This window comes from Micrococcus sp. EYE_212 (assembly GCF_023147585.1).
Classification (GTDB): domain Bacteria; phylum Actinomycetota; class Actinomycetes; order Actinomycetales; family Micrococcaceae; genus Micrococcus.
Window position 1 is genome coordinate 34,628 of record NZ_JAHXOZ010000015.1, and the last position, 20,637, is coordinate 55,264.

Below are 20,637 nucleotides of genomic sequence, written 5' to 3' on the forward strand. Positions count from 1 at the left end.
ATGCGCCTCGGCGTGCTGGACATCGGCTCGAACACCGTCCACCTGCTCCTCGTGGACGCCCACCCGGGCGCCCGCCCCACCGCGTACGCCGACCACAAGCGCTCGCTGCCGCTCATCCGCTTCCTCGACGCCGAGGGCGCCATCAGCGAGGAGGGCCAGCGCGAGCTCGTGGACTTCATCCAGGAGGCGGTGGCCTTCGCGGAGGAGAACCGCGCGGAGGACATGGTCTCCTTCTGCACCTCGGCCATCCGCGAGGCGGCCAACGGGAAGGCCGTGCTCGCCCGCGTGGAGGAGCAGACCGGCGTGCACCTCGTGGAGCTCTCCGGCGAGCAGGAGTCCGCGATGACCTACTTCGCGGTGCGCCGCTGGCAGGGCTGGGACGCCGGCTCCATCCTGAACTTCGACATCGGCGGCGGCTCGTTCGAGATCGCCTACGGTCAGGACGAGCTGCCCTCCCACGCGGTGTCCCTGCCGCTCGGCGCGGGGCGCCTCACGCGGGACCGCCTCCCGGACGACCCGCCGCACCCCAGGGACGTCAAGCAGCTGCGCAAGTACGTGTCGACGCACATGGAGGCGGCCTTCGCCTCCTTCCCCCCGGTGACCCCGCCGGTCGTCGTCACCGCCACGTCGAAGACGTTCCGCTCGCTGGCCCGCCTCACCGGCGCGGCGCCGTCCGCCGCGGGACCCTTCGTCAAGCGGCACCTGCGCGCGGACGACCTGCACCTCTGGGTCAACCGCCTCGCCGCGATGCCCTCGGCCGAGCGCGCGGACCTGCCCGGGGTCTCCGAGGTCCGGGCCCAGCAGATGCTCGCCGGCGCGATCGTGGCGCTCACCGCGATGCGCACCTTCGGCGTGGTGCAGCTGGAGATCTGCCCCTGGGCCCTGCGTGAGGGCCTCATCCTCAACCGCCTGGACGCCCTCATGCTCGAGGGCCACCTCACGCGGGACGGCGTGCCCGGCGTCGGGCGCGTGGACCTGAACACGGACACGCTGCTGCCCGGCCTGCGCCTCGGGGTGCGCTGAGATGCCGCTGATCTCCACCGGGCATCTCGCCCCCGCCCCGCGCTTCGGCGCGGACATCCCGGTGACCCTGTCCTCGTCGTCGGTGTTCCCCCTGGGGACGCAGGACGTCTTCGCCACCGCGCAGGACCTGGGCTACGACGGCGTCGAGGTCATGGTCACCCACAACGGATGGAGCCAGGACGCCGACCGGCTGCGCACCCTCGCGGAGCGCACCGGCATGCGGATCGACTCGATCCACGCGCCGACCCTGCTCTTCACCCAGCAGGTGTGGGGATCCGCGTGGACGAAGATCCGGCGCTCCGTGGAGATGGCCCAGGCCGTGGGGGCCGCCACCGTGGTGGCCCACCCCCCGTTCCGCTGGCAGGGCACGTACGCCGAGCGCTTCGCGGAGGGGATCGCCGACCTCATGGCCGAGTCCGGCGTGGTGATCGCGGTGGAGAACATGTACCCGTGGCGCGCCTACGGCCGCGAGACCAAGATGTACCTGCCCCAGTGGGATCCGGTCCCGGAGCCGTACGAGCACGTGTGCTGGGACTTCTCCCACGCGGCCATCGCCCGCGAGGACTCCCTCGCGGCGCTGACGGCGCTCGGGCCCCGCGTGCGCCACGTCCACCTCACCGACGGCACCGACAGCCACAAGGACGAGCACCTGATCCCCGGCGAGGGCACCCAGCCCGTCGCCGCGTCCCTGCGCCACCTCGCCCGCACCGGCCTGGCCGGCACGGTGTGCGTGGAGGTGGGCACGCGCGGCATGGACTACGCCGGGCAGCGCGAGGAGCGGCTCGCCGCCTCGCTCGCCTTCGCCCGGACGCACCTCACCCTCGACGACGAGACCACCGACGACGAAGGAGCACGACCGTGAAGCTGACCATCCTGGGCCTGGGCACCATGACGGGCGCCATCCTGACCGGCGCCCTCGACTCGGGTGCCGTGCAGGCCGCCGACGTCACCGCCACCACCCGCTCGGAGGACTCCGCCGCGGCCGCGCGCGAGCGCTTCGCGGGGGTGGACGTGCGCGCCGCCGGCGGTGCGGACGAGGCGAACGCGGACGCCGTGCGCGAGGTCGACGTCGTGCTGCTCGGCATGAAGCCCAAGGACCTCGTGGCCGCCGCGCGCGGCATCGCGGACGCCCTGCCCGCGGACGCCGTGGTGGTCTCGGTGGCTGCCGGCGTCACGGCCGGGACGATCGCGGGCGCGCTGCGTCCGGGCCAGCCGCTCGTGCGCACCATGCCGAACACGCCGCTGACGGTGGGCTCGGGCGTCGTGGGCGTGGCCCCCGCCGAGGGCGTGGGGGAGGAGCAGGCCGCTGCCGTGGAGGGTCTGTTCTCCGGCTCGGGCCTGGTCGTGCGCGTGGACGAGCGGCAGCTGCCCGCCGTCGTGGCCGCGGCCGGCTCGGCCCCGGCCTACGTGTTCCTGCTGGCCGAGGCGATCGCGCAGCATGCCGTGGAGCTCGGCCTGGACCGCGCGGACGCGGAGGCGATGGCCGCCGCGACCGTGAAGGGCGCGGGCCTCATGCTCGAGCGCGCGGTGGAGTCGGGAGAGCAGACCGCCGAGGACCTGCGCCGCGCCGTCATGAGCCCCAACGGCACCACGGAGCGGGCCGTGACCGCGCTGCAGGACGGCGGTCTGCCGCAGCTCGTGGCCCGCGCGATGCACGCCGCGGCCGAGCGCGACCGCGAGATGGGTCGCGAGTTCGCCGGCTGAGGCGAGCGGCACGGACCGCCACGCGGCCGGGGGCCGGGATGCGGCGCGGGCACCCGGCGGGCCCATGGCTCAGGGGCGGGCGGCGAACCGGTCGATCAGCTCGGTGTGCCCGGAGACGATGAGCGTGTCGCGGGGCCCCACGCGCGTGTCCGGCTGGGCGTAGGTGAAGTCCTCGCCGGGGGTCTTCACGCCCACCACGGTCACGCCGTACTTGGCGCGCACGTTCGACTCGCCGAGGGTGAAGCCCACGCACTCGGACGGCGGGTACATCTTCACGATCGCGAAGTCGTCGTCGAACTCGATGAAGTCCATCATGCGGCCGTTCACGAGGTGCGCGGCGCGCACGCCCGCGTCGTGCTCCGGGAAGATGATGTGGTTCGCGCCGATCCGCCGCAGGATGGTGCCGTGCTTCTCGCTGATCGCCTTGACCCACACGTGGGGGATCTCGAGGTCCACGAGGTTGACCGTGATGAGCACGGACGCCTCGATCGAGGTGCCCACGCCCACGACGGCGGTGGAGAAGTCCTGCGCGCCGAGCTGGCGCAGGGCCTCGGCGTCGGTGGCGTCGGCCTCCACCACGTGGGTGAGCGTGGGGGCGAAGCGCTGGACGAGCACGGGGTCCCGCTCGATCGCGAGCACCTCGCGGCCCTGGGAGACGAGCTCCTCCGCGGTCGCCGCTCCGAAGCGGCCGAGGCCGACCACGAGCACGGGGGCGTGGGGATCGGAGCGCTGGTGCTCAGCCAAGGATCGGCCTCTCGTTGGGGTAGCGGTAGAGGACGCGGCGCGAGCGCAGGGCCAGGGCCGCGGCGAACGTGATCGTACCAACGCGGCCGGCGAACATCATGGCCGTCAGGAGGTACTTGCCGGCCGGCGGCGCGGCCTCGGAGATGCCCACGGAGAGGCCGCACGTGCCGAACGCGGAGATCACCTCGAAGAGGGGCCGCTGCAGCGACTCGTCGAGGATCGAGACCAGGATGAGGGTGGCCACGAGCACGAGGGTCGCGCCGAGGGCGAGCACCGAGATGGCCACGCGGAGGGTCTCCGGGGCGATCGTGCGGCCATGCGCGGTGACCTCGCGGTCGCCGCGCGCCTCGGCCATGATGGCCAGGAACATGACCGCCAGCGTCGTCACCTTGATGCCGCCGCCGGTGGAGGCGGATCCGCCGCCCACGAACATGAGGGCGTCCATGAGGAGCAGGGACTCCGGGCGGTGCACGTCCGGGTTGTCGATCGCGAACCCGCCGGAGCGGGTCATGATCGAGCCGAAGAGCGAGTGGCCGACCCGCTCCCAGAACGTCAGGTCGCCCTGCGTGAGCGGGTTGCCGGACTCGAAGACGAAGAGCAGGACGGCGCCCAGCACCAGCAGGATCAGCGTCACCTCCACCGTGAGCTTGGTGTGCAGGTTCCACGCGCGGAAGCGCCACCCCTTGTCCATCAGCACCATGACCACGGGGAAGCCCAGTGCCCCGGCGAACACGCCCACGGCGATCACGGTGAGGATCACGGGGTCGTGCGCGAACTCCGCGATGCCGCCGGGGTGGATGGCGAACCCCGCGTTGTTGAACGCGCTGATGGAGTAGAACACGCCCTCCCAGAGGCCGGTCAGCCACGAGCCGGAGTGCGCCGCGAAGCGCGGCACGAGGAACACGGCCACGGCTGCCTCGCACGTCAGGACGGTGAGGACGACGACCCGCAGCAGGCGGGCGACCTCTCCCACGTTGCCCGTGGTCATGCCCGCCTCCTGCGTGTTCAGCTTGGACTTGACGCCCAGGTGGCGGGAGACGGCGAGCGTCAGCAGGGACGCCATGGAGAGGATGCCGAGGCCGCCGACCTGGATGGCGAGCAGGATGACGATGTCCCCGAACACGGACCAGTGCTCCGCCGTGTTCACGGCCGTCAGACCGGTCACCGAGAACGCGGAGACGGCCGTGAACATCGCGTCGTGCAGCGGCGTCACCTGACCGTCCTCGGCGGCCGCGGGGAGCATCAGGAGGGCGGTGAACAGCAGGGACATGAGTGCGAACGCGGACAGGGCCGCACGGGCGGGGGAGCCGCCGACCGCATCCGTGACGCGGCGCCGGGAGCGGTGCAGCGCGGTCGCCAGGCCGCCGGAGGGCTCCAGGCTGGACCCGGCACCGGGCCGGGGCGTCACCCGTGGCGCGGGGCGCCGGCGGGAGCGCGCGAAGCCCACGCGGGCCGGGTCGTCGTCGAGGGAGGCGCGGCGCGGCACGGAGTCGCCACGGCCCGGTCCGCCCTGTGGGTCCGTGGCCCGGGGACGAGCGCTCATGGTGCACCTCCTGCGTGCCGTGACGGGTGTCGGACCGCGTGCGGGCCCGTCCCAGTATCGCCCCGCGCCCGTCATGTGCGCGTCCGCCCATGGCCTCGGGCGGTCGAGGGACCTACTCTGGAACGTGATGAGTGCCACCCTCGAGCCCGATGCCCCCACGCCCGCCGCGGTCGTGTGGGATCCGAGCCTGCTCCGCTACCGCTTCAGCGCCGAGCACCCGATGGCACCCCTGCGGCTGGACCTCACCCACCGCCTCGTGGACGCCCTCGGCCTCCTCGACGCCCCGCACGTGAGCATCCTGCAGCCCCCGGTGGCCACGGACGACGAGCTCGCCGCCGTGCACGGGCGCGAGTACATCGCCGCGGTGCGCGCGGCCTCGGCGCAGACCTCCTCCGACGACGCCGCGCACGGCCTGGGCACGGAGGACTGCCCCGTGTTCCCCGACCTGCACGAGTCTGCGGCCCGCATCGCGGGAGGCTCGCTCGTGGCCGCCGAGGCCATCTGGTCCGGGCGCGTGAGCCGCGCGGTCAACTTCGCGGGCGGGATGCACCACGCCGCGCGGGACAAGGCCTCGGGGTTCTGCATCTACAACGACTGCGCCGTGGCGATCCAGCGCCTCCTCGACCTCGGCGCCGAGCGCGTGGCCTACGTGGACGTGGACGCGCACCACGGGGACGGCACGCAGGCGATCTTCTACGACGACCCCCGCGTCCTGACGATCTCCGTCCACGAGACCGGCATGAGCCTCTTCCCGGGCACGGGCTTCGCCAACGAGACCGGCGGGCCTGCGGCGGAGGGGACCGCGGCCAACGTGGCCGTCCCGCCGCGCACGGGCGACGCCGGCTTCCTCCGCGCCGTACACGCCGTGGTGCCGCAGCTGCTGCAGGCGTTCGCCCCGGACGTGATCGTGAGCCAGCACGGCTGCGACTCCCACCACGCCGACCCCCTCGCGGACCTGCGCCTGACGGTGGACGGCCAGCGCCAGCTCGCCTTCGACATGGCGGACTGGGCGGAGCGCTTCGCGCACGGCCGGTGGCTGGCCACGGGCGGCGGCGGATACAACCCGCTCAAGGTGGTGCCGCGCGCGTGGACGCACCTGACCGCCGCGGTGCTGGGGACGCCGGTGCCGCTGCGGGCGCCGATCCCCGCCGAGTGGCTGGCCCACGCCCGGGAGCTCACGTCGGAGGACCTCACGGGGGACATGTCCCTGCACGAGGGCGCGGAGGACGAGCGGATCCCCACGACGATGGGCGAGGACGCGGACGTGTGGTGGCGCTCGTGGGAGGTGGGCTACGACCCCGCCGATCCTGTGGACCAGTCGATCATGGCCACCCGCCGGGAGGTCTTCCCGCTGCACGGGCTGGATCCCTGGTTCGACTGAGGCTCGTCCGCCCGGTATTGTGACCGAGAACGTTTTCATGCGTTCCACACCCGGTGGAATGCGGGTCGGCGTGTCCGGGAGCCCGGATGCCCGCGGTCCCCACCAGCCGCCGACCCTCACCCCGACGCAAGGAGTCCCCATGGGATCTGTCATCAAGAAGCGCCGCAAGCGCATGGCGAAGAAGAAGCACCGCAAGCTGCTTCGCAAGACCCGCCACCAGCGTCGCAACAAGAAGTGACGCCCGCGCTCGTCGAGAGCGCCAGCGAGGCCGCCCGTTCCGTCAGGAGCGGGCGGCCTCGTCGTGTCCGTAGCATGGTCGCCATGACCGCCGACCTGCCCGCCTCCGCCGCCCGCGTCCAGCTCCTCGTGAAGCCGGGGTGCCACCTGTGCGAGGAGGCGGCCGGCGTCGTCGCGCAGGTGTGCGCCGAGCGGGGCCAGACGTGGGAGCCCGTGGACGGCGCGGCCCACCCCGAGCTGCTCGAGCGGTTCGCGGACGAGGTGCCCGTGCTGTTCGTGGACGGCGTCCAGCGCGACTTCTGGCGTGTGGACGCCGCGCGCCTGGGCCGCCTGCTCGACGCGGCCTGAGAGCCCCGCCGCCGGCGGCGTCAGCGGCGTCCGGCGTGCTCCCACGCCTTGAGGCGCATGAACTCGGTGGCGTCCTTGCGGTAGGCCATGACGATGCCGGCCACGCCCAGGCCCACCCAGAGCAGCTCGAACACGGAGAACGCGCCCATCGCCAGGTTGGCGAGCAGCATGAGCACGGAGAGCACCGCGAGCACGGTGCCCACGGTGCGGGCGGCCCGGGATCCGCCGCGGATCTTGACGGCGATCAGCAGGTAGAGCAGGAACCCGAGAACGCCGAGCACGGCCGTCGTCGTGAGGACGGCGGGCACGGCGCCCAGCATCATGGCTTCCATCTCGGACGCCTGCTCCGCCGGCAGGCCCGCCTGCCCCACCGCGTCCCGCAGGGTCTGCTCGAGCAGGGCGCGGCCCTCCGGGGTGTTCGCGGCGAGCAGGCCGAGCGCGGTGCTGAGGAGCTGGACGAGCCCCGCGGACACGATCAGCCAGAAGGCCGCGGTGATCGAGCCGGGGCGCGCGGGGGCGGGCATGCCGACGCCGGGCACGGCGCCCTGCGGGTGGCCCACGCCCGGCATGGCCGCCGGGGAGGGCGAGGGCGCCTGGGCGCCCCACGGGGCCGCACCGTCCTCGGGGCGGCCGTACGGGTTCTGCTCGTGCGCGCCGGGGGCGGTCCCGTACGGGTTCGCGGCGCCCGCGGGCTCCTGCCCGGACGGAGTGCCCTGGCCGTACGGGTTCTGGCCGTAGGGATTGGTCGAGCCGGTCATGGGTGCCTCCTGGGGAAGCGCCGCCGCGGGGAGGGCGACGGCGGCGGGGACGGTGGGAGCCCTGTGCGCCCGGCGCTCGCGACGCCGGCGGGCTGCTGCTCCCCACCGTACCGGGCCGGCCGGTCTGCCAGACTGGTGGCATGCAGACGATCGCGACCGTCCACCTCGTCCGTCACGGCGAGGTCCACAACCCCGACCGCGTCCTCTACGGCCGTCTGGACGGGTTCGGCCTCTCGGAGCTGGGGCACCGGATGGCCGACGGCGTGGCCGAGTGGTTCCTGCACCGCGCGAACCGCATCCGGCGGCATCCGGCCCTGGTGGCGGCCTCCCCGCTGCTGCGCGCTCAGCAGACCGCCGCGCCGATCGCCGGCGCCTTCTCCCGGCCGCTGCTCACCGAGCCGAACCTCATCGAGGCCGAGAACGCCTTCGAGGGGATGTCCCAGGTGGTCGACTCCCTCAAGCGGGACCCGCGCCTCTGGCCGAAGCTGCGCAATCCCCTGCGCCCCTCGTGGGGCGAGCCCTACCACCAGCAGGCCGCGCGCATGCTCGAGGTGGTGGACCGCGTGAAGGGGGAGGCGGTGGACACCCTCGGCCCCGGCGCGGAGGCCATCCTCGTCTCCCACCAGCTCCCCATCTGGGTCACCCGCCTCGCGGTCGAGGGCCGGCCCCTGTGGCACGATCCGCGTCAGCGCGAGTGCTCCCTCACCTCGGTGACCTCCCTCGTGTTCGAGGAGGGCCGGGCCACCCCGCGCGTCGAGTACCACGAGCCCAACCGCGAGCTCCTCAAGGACGCCTCCTCCCTGCCCGGCGCCTGAGGCCCCCGGGACGGCTGACGCCCAGGGTTCAGTCAGGATCAGGGGCGGAGGATAGACTCGATCAGGCCCCCGCGGGGGCCCTCCGACTCCCTCCCGTCCGCCTCGCCTGGAGCGCCCGCCCATGACCCTGCAGTCCCCGCTCACCCGCCGTCGCGTGCTCGCCGGCCTCACGGCCGCCGGCCTGGCGCCCGTGCTCGCGGCCTGCTCCGGCGGGGATGACTCCCTGGCCGCTCAGGCCGGCAACGGGGACGGCAAGAACTACATCGCCGGCGACGGATCGGTGCTCGAGTTCGCCCCGGCCGACCGCGGGGAGCCCGTGGAGTTCACCGCGACGCGCTTCGACGGCACGCCCGTGAGCGGGGAGAGCCTGCGCGGCGCGCCCGCCCTCCTCAACTTCTGGTACGCCGCGTGTGCGCCGTGCCGCGTCGAGGCGCCCCACCTGGTCTCGCTCCACGAGGAGTTCGCCCCGCAGGGGGTGAACTTCCTCGGCGTGAACGTGCGGGACACGGCCACCACGGCGCAGGCCTTCGAGCGGTCCTTCGAGATCCCCTACCCCTCCGTGGAGGACGCGCGCGGCGACGTCCTGCTGCGCATGACCGACTACGTGCCCCCGCAGGCCGTGCCGTCCACCCTCGTGCTGGACGCCCAGGGCCGCGTCTCCGCCCGCGTGCTCGGCGCGATCGAGGAGTCCACGCTCCGGGCGCTGCTCAAGACCGTGGTGGACGAGGCCGCGGCCTGAGCCGCCGGCAGAGCCCATGCGCGACAACCCCTTCGCCGAGATCGCCCTGCAGGGCTCCCTCCTGCTCGCGGCGCCGGTCGCTCTGCTCGCCGGCCTCGTCTCCTTCCTCTCCCCGTGTGTCCTCCCGCTCGTGCCCGGCTACCTCGGCTACGTCACCGGCCTGGGCGGGGACGTGCTCACCTCGCGCCGTCGCGGGCGCCTCGCCCTCGGGGCGGTGCTCTTCGTGCTCGGGTTCGCGGTGGTCTTCGTGGCCGTCAGCGTGGTGTTCACGCAGGCCCTGTTGTGGCTGCAGCGCGACGGCGTGTGGGTCACCCGCCTGCTCGGCGTGCTCGTGATGCTGATGGGCGTCATCTTCATGGGCGGCGGCGGGCGCCTGCAGCAGGAGCGCCGGGTGCACGCCAAGCCCGGCATGGGCCTGGCCGGCGCCCCCCTGCTCGGCATGACCTTCGGGCTCGGCTGGGCCCCGTGCATCGGCCCCACGATGGCCGCCGTCCTGGCGATGTCCACGGTGGGCGGCGGCGAGGGCTCCCTGGGCCGCGCCGCGCTCCTGGCCTTCCTCTACTGCCTCGGCCTCGGCGTGCCGTTCGTGCTGATCGCCCTGGGCATGGAGCGTGGCCTGCGGGCCCTGGCCTTCTTCCGCACGCACCGCGTGCTCATCATGCGCCTGGGCGGCGCCCTGCTGATCCTCCTCGGGCTGCTCATGGCCACCGGGGTGTGGACCGTGTGGACCACCCAGCTGCAGTTCTGGTTCGCGAACGAATGGGAGATGCCCCTGTGAGCTCCTCGACGGGCCACGGCTCCTCGGCCCCCCAGCCCGCCCGCGCGCGGGACGTCGCCCTCCCCTCGCTCGGGCTGGCCGGGACCCTGCGCTGGATGTGGACGCAGCTGACGAGCATGCGCACGGCGCTCATGCTGCTGCTCCTGCTGGCCGTGGCCGCCGTGCCCGGCTCCCTCGTGCCGCAGCGCCGCGCGGGCCCCGAGGTGGTGGACCGCTGGATCGAGGACAACCCGTTCTGGGGCCCGGTGCTGGACGCGCTGCAGTTCTTCGACGTCTACACCTCCGCCTGGTTCTCCGCCATCTACCTGCTGCTGTTCATCTCCCTCGTGGGCTGCGTGTGGCCCCGCGCCGTCAAGCACGCCCACGCCCTGCGCCAGCCCCCGGCGCGCACACCGCGCCGCCTCGAGCGGCTGCCGGAGTCCGGCGTCGTGGTGCTCGAGGAGGGCGGCCCCGCCCCCGAGGACGCCGTCCGGCAGGCGCAGGCCTGGCTGAAGAGGCGCCGCTACCGCGTGGAGTACCGGCCCGAGGACGGCGGCGCCTCCGTGGGCGCCGAGCGCGGATACCTGCGCGAGATCGGCAACATCCTGTTCCACGTCTCGCTGATCGGCGTGCTCGTGTTCATGGCGTACGGCGGCATGACCAAGTACGGCGGGCAGAAGATCATCGTGGAGGGCGAGGGCTTCGCCAACAACCTCGTGGCCTACGACTCCTTCACGCCGGGCGCCCGCTTCGACCCGAACAGCCTGCAGCCCTTCTCCCTGGCGCTGACGTCCTTCGACGCGCGGTTCGAGCGCCAGTCCGAGGCGCACTGGGGCCAGCCGCTCGACTACACGGCCGTGATGGAGGTCCGCGAGGGCGCCGGCGGCGAGGCCCACGAGGAGATCCTGAAGGTCAACCACCCGCTCTCCGTGGACGGCGCCCGCGTCTACCTCATGGGCAACGGCTACGCCCCGGTGGTCACCGTGCGGGACGGCAACGGGGACATCGCCTTCCAGGGCCCCGTGGTCACCCGCGTGCAGGACCAGAACTTCAACTCGATGGCCGTTGTCAAGGCGCCCGACGCGCGGCCGGAGCAGCTGGGCTTCGTGGGCCAGTTCATGCCCGCGGCGGACGACCCCACGGGCTCCGGGGTGCAGGTCTCCGTGGACCCCGAGCTGCTGAACCCGACGCTGATCCTCAACTCGTACGCCGGGGACCTCGGCCTGGACCGCGGCGTGCCGCAGAACGTGTACGTGCTCGACACCGAGTCCCTCACCGAGCTGAACAGCCGCAAGAGCGAGAACGGCGGCATCACGCTGACCCCGGGGCAGACCCACCAGCTGCCGGACGGCAAGGGCTCGATCAGCTTCGACGGCGTCCGCCGCTATGTGGGCGTGGACATCCACTACGACCCGGGCAAGTGGGGCGTGGGCCTGTTCGCCGTGACGGCCCTGCTCGGCCTCGCCACCAGCCTGTTCGTGCGGCGCCGCCGCGCGTGGGTGCGCGCCGCCGTCGGCGACGACGGCCGCACCCGCGTCGAGTACGCCCTCCTCGCCCGCGGCGAGGAGTTCGGGCTGCGCGAGGAGCACCTCGCCCTGCGCGCGGCCATGGACCGCATGTGGCCCGTCTCCGCGCCGGACGCCGAGGAGCACCGGCCCGACCCCTCCGGCGCGGTGGCCGCGACGGCCGCGCCCCGCGCCCCCCACGCCGACCCCGGCATCACCCATCCCGCCTCAGGAGCCTGACTGTGTACAACCCCACGGCACCCGTGAACGAGCAGCTGGCGCAGTACAGCGACCTGTTCATGCTCATCGCCGCCCTCGTCTACGCGGCGGCCTTCATCCTCTTCGCCGTCGACATGGCGATCTCCTCCTCCACCATCCGTCGAATCGAGACCCAGCTCGCGGCCGAGCGCGGCACGGCCGGCGTCGTCCCCGCCGCGACGCGGGAGCCGGCCGGCGTCGGCGCCCGCTCCGCCGCCAACGGCACGGTCGGCGGCTCCGGCACCACCGCCCTGCCCGCCGAGACGCGCCACGCGGGAGCCGGCAACGGCCTCGTGGACGAGGACATGGACTACACCGGCACGGGCCGCCGCCCCGTCGCCAACGTGGCCGTGGCCGTGCTCGCGATCGGCTGGGCCCTGCACGCCTTCGCCGTGGTCGCCCGCAGCATCGCCGCGCACCGCGTGCCGTGGGGCAACCTCTACGAGTTCATGACCACGGGCGCGCTCGTCATCGTGACGGTGTACCTCGCGTTCCTGATCCGCAAGGACCTGCGCTTCGTGGGCTCCTTCGTCACGGGCCTCGTGGTGGCCATGATGTGCGCCGCCACCATGGGCTTCCCGACGCCGGTGGGCCACCTCCAGCCGCCGCTGCAGTCGCCGTGGCTCGTGATCCACGTGTCCATCGCCGTGCTGGCCAGCTCTCTCTTCGCGCTGACCGCCGCCATGTCCGTGCTCCAGCTCCTGCAGGACCGCGCCGAGCGGCGGGCCGCCGCGGGAGAGCACTCCTGGTCCTTCCTGCGCCTCGTGCCCTCGGCCTTCGCGCTCGAGAACTGGTCCTACCGCCTCAACGCGGTCGCCTTCGTGATGTGGACCTTCACCGTGATCGCCGGCGCCATCTGGGCCGAGGCCTCGTGGGGGCGCTACTGGAACTGGGACACCAAGGAGGTCTGGTCCTTCGTGATCTGGGTGGTCTACGCGGCGTACCTGCACGCCCGCGCCACCCGCGGCTGGACCGGCTCCCGCGCCGCGTGGCTGAGCATCGTGGGCTTCGCCTGCATCGTGTTCAACTACACGATCGTCAACAAGTTCTTCCCCGGCCTGCACTCGTACGCGGGCCTGCCGAGCTGACCGGAGGTCAGGCCTCGGGACCGTCCGGCTCCTGACCCGTCTCCCGGCGGCGGCGCAGCTCCTCCTCGCGGGCGCGCAGCTCGGCGTCCCGCCGGTCCAGCTCGCGCTCCCGCTCGGCCTGACGACGCTGGGTGCGCAGGGTGCGCAGGAAGTCCTCGTCGTCGTCGGGGGAGGCGGGACGGGCGGGGGGGCGGCCCGTGGCGCCCGCCGGGCGGGCGCGGCCGAGGCACAGCCACAGCAGGGGCCCCACGAGCGGGACCAGCACGACGACGGCCACCCACGCCCACTTGGGCATCGAGCGCACCTGGTGCGCCGGGGTGAGCAGCGCCTCGAAGAGGGCGTACAGGGTGAGGCCGACGAGGACGATCGCGGCGGGGATGAGGAAGCGGCCCATCGGTCCAGTCTATTCGGCGGCGGAGCGCTCCTAGAATGGACGGGTGCGTCTCTTCCTCTACGGCCTCGTCCGCGTGCTCCTGTTCTTCGCCGTCTGGGGCGTCAGCCTCTGGCTGGGCCTGGGACTGGTGATGTCCACGATCGTGGCCGCGGTGCTGACCTTCGCGATCAGCTACCTCTTCCTCACACGGCTGCGCCTGGGCGCCACGCAGGACCTCGCGGCCGCGTGGGAGGGCCGGCCCGGGCGGCGCGGCCGCATCGAGCAGACCGACGCGGACGCCGAGGACGCCTACACCGAGGGACGCTTCCGGGGCTGACGAGCCCCGGCACCGGTCAGAGGGCCGCGCCGAGCGCGAAGGTGATCGCGTAGAGCAGGCCGATGACGCCCGTCGCGCGCAGCACGGGGATGAGCCGGCGGCGGTCCTGGGCGCGCAGCACCGTGCGGGCCGGGCGGACGGCGAGCGCCGCCGCCAGCAGCACGAGCAGCATCCACGGGTGGGAGTCCACGAACAGCAGCGGCAGCAGCACGGCGACCGCCAGCATGACGGCGTAAGATGCGCGGGCCGGGGCGTCCCCGATGCGGGCGGCCAGGGTCATCTTGCCGGCCGCGCGGTCCGTGGGGATGTCCCGGATGTTGTTCACCATGAGCAGTGCCGTGGAGATCAGCCCGCAGCCCACGGCGCCGGCCCAGGCCAGGCCGGAGACCGTGCCCGCCTGGGTGTACGTGGTGCCGAGCACCGCCACGAGGCCGAAGAACACGAACACGAACACCTCGCCCAGGCCCAGGTAGCCGTAGGGCTTCTTGCCGCCCGTGTAGTACCACGCGGCCGCCACGCACAGCAGGCCCACGGCGATCAGCCACCACTGGCCGGCCAGCAGCACGAGCCACAGCCCGGCGAGCATCGCCAGCGCGAAGCAGGCGAACGCGGCGAGCTTCACATGCTTCGCGGGAACGAGCTTGGACGCCGTGAGGCGGAAGGGGCCCACCCGGTCGTCGTCGGTGCCGCGGATGCCGTCGGAGTAGTCGTTGGCGTAGTTCACGCCCACCTGCAGGGCCAACGAGACCACGAGCGCGAGCAGGGCGCGGCCCACGTGGAGGGACCCGAGGTCCGCCGCGGCGGCCGAGCCGACGATCACGGGCGCCACCGCCATCGGCAGCGTGCGCAGGCGCGCGGCGGCGACCCACTGGGAGAGCGAGGCGGACATGGTCGGGGGACCTCCTGGAGACGATGCGATGCGGGGCGATGCGATGCGGGGCGGTGCGAGGCGGGTCAGCGAGGGGACGCGTGCGACGTCGACGCGGTGGGGGGACGTCCAGCTCGGGGATGGCGCACTTCACGAACGCCTCGAACGGGGGGACTGCGAACTCAGCGTAGCCGTGCTGGGGGGTGGAGAGGAGGCCGAGGGTGATCACGTCGGCCCTCAGGGGGCGACCTGGGATGACGCGCGGCCCATCCGGGCGGCCACGGCCTGCGCCCTCCGCCTCCCCGGGCCGAGCTCCGCCCTGGCCGGCTCCCCCACCGCGCGGACGGCGTCATCCGTGTCCCGGCTGCCGATCCGGGGAGAGGCAGCGTCACGCCTCGGCGAACCGCCGGGTGAGCTCCTGCCGGTCCGTCTTCCCGGTGCCCAGCAGCGGCAGCGCGTCGAGGGCCAGCCACGTCTTCGGGACGGCGGCCGGCCCGAGCCCGGTGCGCACGCGGGAGCGCAGCTCATCCTCGAGGGCCGCGGGGAGGGCCCCGCCGGGGAGGACGTCGCCCTCGGCCGGCACCACCGCCGCGCACAGCCGTTGCCCCCACTCGGGATCGGCCACGCCCGCCACGTGGGCGGCCGCGACGCCCGGGTGCGCCTCGAGCGCGGCGGCCACCGCGGCGGCCGAGACCTTCACACCGCCCGTGATGACGACGTCGTCCAGGCGCCCGGTGACGGACAGGCGCGTGCCGCCGTCGGGGGTGCCGGACACCGTGCCCGTGTCCTCGGTGAGGAAGGCGGGGGCGCCGTCCGCGCCGCGCGGGAAGTGCGCCGCGGTGCGGACGGGGTCGTCGAGGTAGCCGGCGGCCACCATGGGCCCGGCGAGGCGCACCCGCGGACTGGCGGCTGGGTCGGCGGGGTCGGACGGGACGGTGTCCGCCGTGACGCCGGGCAGCGGGACGCCGTCGTACACGCAGCCCCCGCACGTCTCCGCCATGCCGTAGGTCGCGGTGACACGCACGCCGACCGCCTCGGCGGACGCGCGCAGCTCGGGGGCCAGGCGCGCCCCGCCCACCAGCACACGGTCGAAGGCGCGCAGCGCCGCCACGCCGGCCGGGTCGGCTCCGGGCGCCAGGAGCCGGGCGAGCTGGGTGGGGACGAGCGAGACGAAGCGCGGGCCGCCGTCGTCCGGGAGGCGGGCGGCCCCTGCGGCGAAGGCGGCGGGCGTGAACGGGCCGGGCGCCAGCGCGACGGGCGCGGTGCCGGCCGCGATGGTGCGGGAGAGCACGGCCAGGCCGGCCACGTAGTGGACGCCGACCGCGAGGAGCCAGTGCCCCTCGCCGCCCGTGCCCTCCCCGCCGAGCCGCTGCGCGGTGGCGGCGGCCGAGGCGCGCAGGGCGCCGCGGGTCAGGACGATCTGCTTCGGCGTGCCCGTCGAGCCGGACGTGCGGACGACGGCGACGGCGTCCGGGTGGCCGCAGCGCGCCGGATCGCGGGCCTCGGGGTGCAGGGCCACGGTGCCGTCCGCCGTGAACTCGACGGGCGCGCCGCCGTCGAACGCCGTGGCGAGGGCGGAGCGGGCAGTGGCCAGGGCGTCGGGGGTCAGCGGCATGAGACCACGGTAATCGTGGGCGGGGACGCTCTAGGCTTCACGCATGACCGCCCCGGACACCGCCGCCACGCCCGCCGCCGAGATCGGCCCCGTCACGCTCACCGGCCGCCTCGTCCGGCTGGAGCCGCTGAGCCACGACCACCACGACGAGCTCGTCGAGGCGGTGCAGGACGGCCGGCAGTGGGAGCTCTGGTACACCGCCGTGCCCACCCCCGAGGGCATGGCAGCGGAGATCGACCGTCGCCTGGCCCTGCAGGAGGCCGGGTCCATGGTCCCCTTCGCCACCCGTCGGCTCTCCGACGGGCAGGTCATCGGCATGACGACGTTCATGAACATCGACCGTTCCGTGCCCCGCGTGGAGGTCGGCAGCACCTGGAACGCGGCCTCCGCCTCCGGCACGGGGACGAACGCCGATGCCAAGCTGCTCCTGCTCGGCCACGCCTTCGAGGTCTGGGGCGTCGCCGCCGTCGAGTTCCGCACGGACTGGATGAACATGCAGTCCCGCGCGGCGATCGAGCGGCTCGGTGCCAAGCGGGACGGGGTGCTGCGCCAGCAGGCACAGCGCAACGGCTACGTGCGGGACACGGTGGTCTACTCCGTCGTCGCCGCGGAGTGGCCCGCAGTGAGGAAGGGCCTCGAGTTCCGCGTGGGGCGCCGGGCTCAGAAGTAGTAGGGGAACGGCGTCCAGTCCGGGTCGCGCTTCTGCAGGAACGCGTCCCGGCCCTCCACGGCCTCGTTGACGGCGCCCATCTCGACCATCTGCTCGGCCGAGTACTCGCGCGCCGTGAAGAAGATCTCGCGGGCGCGCTTCTGGCCCACCTGGCGGGCGAGCAGGGCCGAGCCGTAGCCGGCGTCGAACGAGCCGACCGTGGCGTCCGTCTGCTTGAACTTCCCGTGCTCGCGCGAGGCCAGGGTCAGGTCCGCGACCACGTGGAGCGAGTGGCCGCCGCCGGCCGCCCAGCCGTTCACGACGGCGATGATCGCCTTGGGCGAGGTGCGCATCAGGCGCTGGACCTCGAGGACGTGCAGACGTCCGTGGCGCGGGCGAGGGCGTCGGCGGTGGCGGGCATGGCCCCGAGTGTAGGAGGCCCGACGGTCGGACGGACCCGCCCGGCGGATCGGATCCGACCGACCGGTCAGAGCATGAACGGCACGGTGGCGATCTTGACCACCATGATCAGCGCGAACAGCTGGGCGTAGCCCTCGGTCACGCGGGCGTCGGTGGACCGGGAGAGCGCGTAGTCCAGGATCGCCGGCTGGCCCGTGATGCCCGCCAGTGCCCCGTAGGTGCGATCCACGGACTGCCCCAGCAGCCGTGCCGCGGCGATGAGCAGGGCCGCGGTCAGCGCGGTGAGCACGGCGGACATCAGGATGGCCAGCCCGCCGACCCGGGTGAACACCGTCTCGATGAACGCCGGGCCGGCGGCCAGGCCCACCACGCCCAGGAAGAGCATGAGGCCGAACTGCCGCAGCGTCAGCGCGATCTCCGTGGACGGCTCCCACACGGTGGGTCCCGTTCGGCCGATCGCACCGAGGGCGAGGCCGACGAGGATGCACCCGGCCGCCGGGCCGAGGGAGAAGGAGGCCCCGCCCGGAAGCGGGATCGTCACCATGCCCAGCAGGTAGCCCAGCGCCATGCCCGTGCCCAGGGAGATCCAGTCCAGGTTCGAGAGCCCCCGGGTCGAGTTGCCGAAGAAGTCGCGCACCGCCTCCATCCGCGGCGCGGTGGTCACGATGAGCACCCGGTCGCCGACCTTGAGCTCGGTCTGCGGGGTGGCCAGCGACTCGACGTCGTCCCGCCGCAGCCGGGCGACGTCGGTGCCGAAGCGCTCGCGCAGGGACAGCGTGCCCAGGCGGCGATCGGCCAGGGCGCGGGCGGTGACGATGACCATGGAGGTCTGCAGCGGGTTCATCACCCGCGCCGGGTCGGCGCCGGTGCGGCGGCCGAAGGCCTCCACGGCCGCGTCGATGTTCTTCTCCGTGCCGTCCAGGACGACCTCGTCCCCGGGTTCGATCCGGTCGGCGGAGCCGGCGATCCGAGCCACGCCGCCGTGGTGCAGCGCCACCACGCGCACCAGCCCGTCGGAGATCCCCGGGATCTCCCGCACGGCGAGAGCGGAGGTGGCGGCCGCGGCGGTGAAGCGCAGCTTGCCGTCGGTCACCGGCGCCGGATCGCGCGGGGAACTGCTCCACGGGCGGGCGGCGAGCAGGGTGATCGCGATGATGGTGCCGACCACGCCCACCAGGTAGGACAGCCCGTAGCCCACGGCCGGGGCCTGCCCGCCGGTGAGCTGGTTCGCCAGCGCCATCGCCGGCGTCGCGGTGAGCGAACCCGTCCACACGCCGATCGCCGTCGGCAGGTCCAGGTTGAGCAGCGCGGCCAGCGGGTGCACCGTGAAGGTGGTGAGGATCACCACGACGACGGCGGCCAGCATCAGGGGCAGGTTGCGGCGCAGGTCCCGGAAGAACACCTTGCCGGCGCCGAGCCCGATCAGGTAGGCGAACAGGGCCAGGCCGAAGCTCTGGAACAGGGCCAGCCGGTCGCCGACGTCGGGCAGCACCGCCCCGACGAGCAGGCCCACGAACAGGGCTCCGGAGGCGCCGAGGCGGATCTTGCCCAGGGGGATGGTGCCGACGGCGGCGCCCAGGGCGACGGTGGCCATGAGGACGAGGATGGGCTGGTCGTTGAGCAGTGCGAGCATGGGCGGGTCTCCGTCCTGCCTGGTGGTCGGTCAGAAGTGGTACGGGAAGGCGGACCAGTCCGGGTCGCGCTTCTGCAGGAACGCGTCTCGGCCCTCCACGGCCTCGTCCGTCATGTAGGCCATGCGCGTGGCCTCACCCGCGAACACCTGCTGGCCGGCCATGCCGTCGTCGGGCAGGTTGAACGCGAACTTGAGCATGCGGATGGCCTGCGGGGACTGCGCGTTGATGTCCGCCGCATACTCCAGCGCGACCTCCTCGAGGCGCTCGTGGTCCACGGCCTCGTTGACGGCGCCCATCTCGACCATCTGCTCGGCTGAGTACTCGCGGGCGGCGAAGAAGATCTCCCGCGCCCGCTTCTGGCCCACCTGGCGGGCGAGCAGGGCCGAGCCGTAGCCGGCGTCGAACGAGCCGACCGTGGCGTCCGTCTGCTTGAACTTCCCGTGCTGGCGGGAGGCGAGCGTGAGGTCGGCGACCACGTGCAGCGAGTGCCCGCCGCCGGCGGCCCACCCGTTCACGACGGCGACGATCACCTTCGGCGACGTCCGCATGAGCCGCTGGACCTCGAGGATGTGCAGGCGGCCGGCGCGGGCCGGGTCGATGGTCTCGGCCGTGTCCCCCTCGGCGTAGCGGTAGCCGTCGCGGCCGCGGATGCGCTGGTCGCCGCCGGAGCAGAACGCATGGCCGCCGTCCTTGGGGGAGGGGCCGTTGCCGGTGAGGAGGACCGTGCCCACGTCCGGGGTCATGCGAGCGTGGTCGAGGGCGCGGTAGAGCTCGTCCACGGTGCCGGGACGGAAGGCGTTGCGGACCTCGGGGCGGTCGAAGGCGATGCGCACTGTGGGCAGGTCGCGCACCCAGCGGCCGTCGGCGTCGCGCTCCACCTGTCGGTGGTAGGTCATGTCCTCGAAGTCGAAGCCCTCGACCACGCGCCAGCGCGTCGGGTCGAAGAGGTCGGAGACCTTCTCGGGGAGGCGGTCGCGGGAGGAGGCGGTCTGCTCGGTCATGGCGTCGAGTCTAGTTGTAAGAGGTCATGACGTTGTTGACTCGCGCCGGGGCCAGTGAGGCCGGCGGGGCGTCCCCGCAGGAGGTATGAGGCCGATGGTAGTTGTAGTGGTTCACCCACACCGCCAGGGCCTCACGCCGGGCCGTCTCTGAGGAGTACGGGCGGGCGTAGAGGACCTCATCGACCATCAGCCGGTTGTAGCGTTCGACCTTCCCGTTGTGGCGCGGGGTGTAGGGGCGGATCCGGTGGTGCCGACCCCCGAGCGAGACCACCTTCCGGGTGAAGTCCACGGCCCGGTAGTTGTTCCCGTTGTCCGTGACCACCCTGTCGATCCGGATGCCGTGGGCGGCGAAGAACGCCCGCGCCCGGCAGAAGAACCCGATCGTGGTCACCGCCTTCTCATCCTCCAACGCCTCGGTGTAGGCCAGGCGGGTGAACCCGTCCACCGCCGAGTGCAGGTAGGTGTAGCCGACCCGGCGGCCAGGCCCGCGCTTGGCCGCTCGCGCGTTCTCGGAGTCCCGGCCGTGAGCACGCCAGCCTCCCCCGTCAGGGATCTTCCCGATCTTCTTCACGTCCAGGTGCACCATGTGCCCCGGCCCCCTCGCGGTGATCCTCTGGGCCGGCTGCTGGCGCAGGTCTTCCCCGGCCGGGGTCAGGTCCCGTAGCCGGGAGAGCCCGGCCCGGTGCAGCCACCGTCCCACGGTACGAAGACACAGGGACTGATGCACCCATAGGTGACAGTCTTCGTCACGCCGCGTCTGCGGGCGTGTGGTCCATGATCAACTCGTACTCGACCGGCGTCAATCGGCCCAGGCGCACCTGCCGGCGGCGGCGGTGGTAG

The 20,637-nt window shown here is 73.4% G+C and carries 21 protein-coding genes and 2 pseudogenes; 13 read left to right on the forward strand and 10 right to left on the reverse strand.

The features are described from left to right. Genes KZX60_RS09870 through proC form a run of 3 tightly spaced genes read left to right on the forward strand, consistent with a single transcriptional unit; the run spans nt 1 to nt 2,727 of the window. A complete protein-coding gene (locus KZX60_RS09870; RefSeq protein WP_248117980.1) occupies nt 1-1,023 on the forward strand; it encodes a Ppx/GppA family phosphatase in 1,023 nt (340 codons plus the stop codon). Between the two features lies 1 nt (nt 1,024). Then, the gene (locus KZX60_RS09875; RefSeq protein WP_248117982.1) at nt 1,025-1,885 is read left to right on the forward strand and encodes a sugar phosphate isomerase/epimerase family protein; all 861 of its coding nucleotides are present in this window, start codon (nt 1,025-1,027) and stop codon (nt 1,883-1,885) included. After that, complete coding sequence (gene proC, locus KZX60_RS09880) at nt 1,882-2,727, forward strand: pyrroline-5-carboxylate reductase (RefSeq protein ID WP_248117984.1); 846 nt, start codon at nt 1,882-1,884, stop codon at nt 2,725-2,727. Before KZX60_RS09875 ends, proC begins: the two co-directional genes overlap by 4 nt. A 69-nt stretch (nt 2,728-2,796) precedes the next feature. On the opposite strand, the gene KZX60_RS09885 is transcribed toward proC, so the two are convergent. Both KZX60_RS09885 and KZX60_RS09890 read right to left on the reverse strand, forming a co-directional pair. After that, entirely contained in the window at nt 2,797-3,471 is a 675-nt protein-coding gene (locus KZX60_RS09885) for a TrkA family potassium uptake protein (protein ID WP_248117986.1), read from the reverse strand. Then, entirely contained in the window at nt 3,464-5,014 is a 1,551-nt protein-coding gene (locus KZX60_RS09890) for a potassium transporter TrkG (protein ID WP_248117988.1), read from the reverse strand. The genes KZX60_RS09885 and KZX60_RS09890 overlap by 8 nt, the downstream gene beginning before the upstream one ends. A gap of 127 nt (nt 5,015-5,141) precedes the next feature. On the opposite strand from KZX60_RS09890, the gene KZX60_RS09895 reads away from it, so the two are divergent. From KZX60_RS09895 to KZX60_RS09905, 3 genes are all read left to right on the forward strand, one after another. Next, the gene (locus KZX60_RS09895; RefSeq protein ID WP_248117990.1) at nt 5,142-6,395 is read left to right on the forward strand and encodes an acetoin utilization protein AcuC; all 1,254 of its coding nucleotides are present in this window, start codon (nt 5,142-5,144) and stop codon (nt 6,393-6,395) included. Nucleotides 6,396-6,534: 139 nt separating this feature from the next. Next, nucleotides 6,535-6,633, forward strand: a complete 99-nt coding sequence (locus tag KZX60_RS09900; RefSeq protein ID WP_003792170.1) for an AURKAIP1/COX24 domain-containing protein — start codon at nt 6,535-6,537, stop codon at nt 6,631-6,633. Between the two features lie 83 nt (nt 6,634-6,716). Beyond that, the gene (locus tag KZX60_RS09905) at nt 6,717-6,980 is read left to right on the forward strand and encodes a glutaredoxin family protein (protein ID WP_248117992.1); all 264 of its coding nucleotides are present in this window, start codon (nt 6,717-6,719) and stop codon (nt 6,978-6,980) included. A gap of 20 nt (nt 6,981-7,000) precedes the next feature. Here KZX60_RS09905 and KZX60_RS09910 read toward each other — a convergent pair whose 3' ends face one another. After that, a complete protein-coding gene (locus tag KZX60_RS09910) occupies nt 7,001-7,738 on the reverse strand; it encodes a hypothetical protein (RefSeq protein WP_248117993.1) in 738 nt (245 codons plus the stop codon). Nucleotides 7,739-7,878: 140 nt separating this feature from the next. On the opposite strand from KZX60_RS09910, the gene KZX60_RS09915 reads away from it, so the two are divergent. From KZX60_RS09915 to ccsB, 5 genes are all read left to right on the forward strand, one after another. After that, complete coding sequence (locus KZX60_RS09915) at nt 7,879-8,553, forward strand: histidine phosphatase family protein (RefSeq protein WP_248117995.1); 675 nt, start codon at nt 7,879-7,881, stop codon at nt 8,551-8,553. Nucleotides 8,554-8,680: 127 nt separating this feature from the next. After that, nucleotides 8,681-9,292: a TlpA disulfide reductase family protein gene (locus tag KZX60_RS09920; protein WP_248118019.1), complete on the forward strand. Its 612-nt coding sequence runs from the start codon at nt 8,681-8,683 to the stop codon at nt 9,290-9,292. Nucleotides 9,293-9,308: 16 nt separating this feature from the next. Continuing rightward, nucleotides 9,309-10,070, forward strand: a complete 762-nt coding sequence (locus tag KZX60_RS09925; protein WP_248117997.1) for a cytochrome c biogenesis protein CcdA — start codon at nt 9,309-9,311, stop codon at nt 10,068-10,070. Next, nucleotides 10,067-11,794, forward strand: coding sequence for a cytochrome c biogenesis protein ResB (locus KZX60_RS09930; protein ID WP_248117999.1), 1,728 nt, complete (start codon nt 10,067-10,069; stop codon nt 11,792-11,794). Before KZX60_RS09925 ends, KZX60_RS09930 begins: the two co-directional genes overlap by 4 nt. 2 nt (nt 11,795-11,796) lie before the next feature. Further along, a complete protein-coding gene (gene ccsB / locus KZX60_RS09935; RefSeq protein ID WP_248118001.1) occupies nt 11,797-12,900 on the forward strand; it encodes a c-type cytochrome biogenesis protein CcsB in 1,104 nt (367 codons plus the stop codon). A gap of 7 nt (nt 12,901-12,907) precedes the next feature. Here ccsB and KZX60_RS09940 read toward each other — a convergent pair whose 3' ends face one another. Beyond that, nucleotides 12,908-13,294 (reverse strand): PLDc N-terminal domain-containing protein, encoded by a 387-nt coding sequence (locus KZX60_RS09940; protein ID WP_248118003.1) that lies wholly within the window; start codon nt 13,292-13,294, stop codon nt 12,908-12,910. Nucleotides 13,295-13,337: 43 nt separating this feature from the next. Here KZX60_RS09940 and KZX60_RS09945 point away from each other — a divergent pair, with 43 nt between their 5' ends. Continuing rightward, a complete protein-coding gene (locus KZX60_RS09945; protein ID WP_248118005.1) occupies nt 13,338-13,610 on the forward strand; it encodes a DUF4229 domain-containing protein in 273 nt (90 codons plus the stop codon). A 16-nt stretch (nt 13,611-13,626) separates the two neighbouring features. On the opposite strand, the gene KZX60_RS09950 is transcribed toward KZX60_RS09945, so the two are convergent. Both KZX60_RS09950 and KZX60_RS09955 read right to left on the reverse strand, forming a co-directional pair. Then, nucleotides 13,627-14,499 (reverse strand): 1,4-dihydroxy-2-naphthoate polyprenyltransferase, encoded by an 873-nt coding sequence (locus tag KZX60_RS09950; RefSeq protein ID WP_248118007.1) that lies wholly within the window; start codon nt 14,497-14,499, stop codon nt 13,627-13,629. A gap of 367 nt (nt 14,500-14,866) precedes the next feature. Further along, a complete protein-coding gene (locus KZX60_RS09955; protein ID WP_248118009.1) occupies nt 14,867-16,093 on the reverse strand; it encodes an AMP-binding protein in 1,227 nt (408 codons plus the stop codon). Between the two features lie 43 nt (nt 16,094-16,136). Between KZX60_RS09955 and KZX60_RS09960 the strand changes: the two genes are divergently transcribed. Then, entirely contained in the window at nt 16,137-16,763 is a 627-nt protein-coding gene (locus tag KZX60_RS09960; protein WP_248118011.1) for a GNAT family protein, read from the forward strand. Here KZX60_RS09960 and KZX60_RS09965 read toward each other — a convergent pair. The 4 genes and pseudogenes from KZX60_RS09965 to KZX60_RS09980 form a co-directional block, all read right to left on the reverse strand. Further along, nucleotides 16,754-17,128, reverse strand: a pseudogene (locus tag KZX60_RS09965) (enoyl-CoA hydratase-related protein); the annotation flags it as partial. The gene KZX60_RS09960 and the pseudogene KZX60_RS09965 sit on opposite strands and share 10 nt — an antisense overlap. 101 nt (nt 17,129-17,229) lie before the next feature. Next, nucleotides 17,230-18,795 (reverse strand): TrkA C-terminal domain-containing protein, encoded by a 1,566-nt coding sequence (locus tag KZX60_RS09970; RefSeq protein WP_248118013.1) that lies wholly within the window; start codon nt 18,793-18,795, stop codon nt 17,230-17,232. A 30-nt stretch (nt 18,796-18,825) separates the two neighbouring features. Then, nucleotides 18,826-19,797 (reverse strand): 1,4-dihydroxy-2-naphthoyl-CoA synthase, encoded by a 972-nt coding sequence (locus tag KZX60_RS09975; RefSeq protein ID WP_248118015.1) that lies wholly within the window; start codon nt 19,795-19,797, stop codon nt 18,826-18,828. Between the two features lie 10 nt (nt 19,798-19,807). Continuing rightward, nucleotides 19,808-20,512: pseudogene (locus tag KZX60_RS09980) on the reverse strand (IS481 family transposase); the annotation flags it as partial. Nucleotides 20,513-20,637 lie beyond the last annotated feature (125 nt).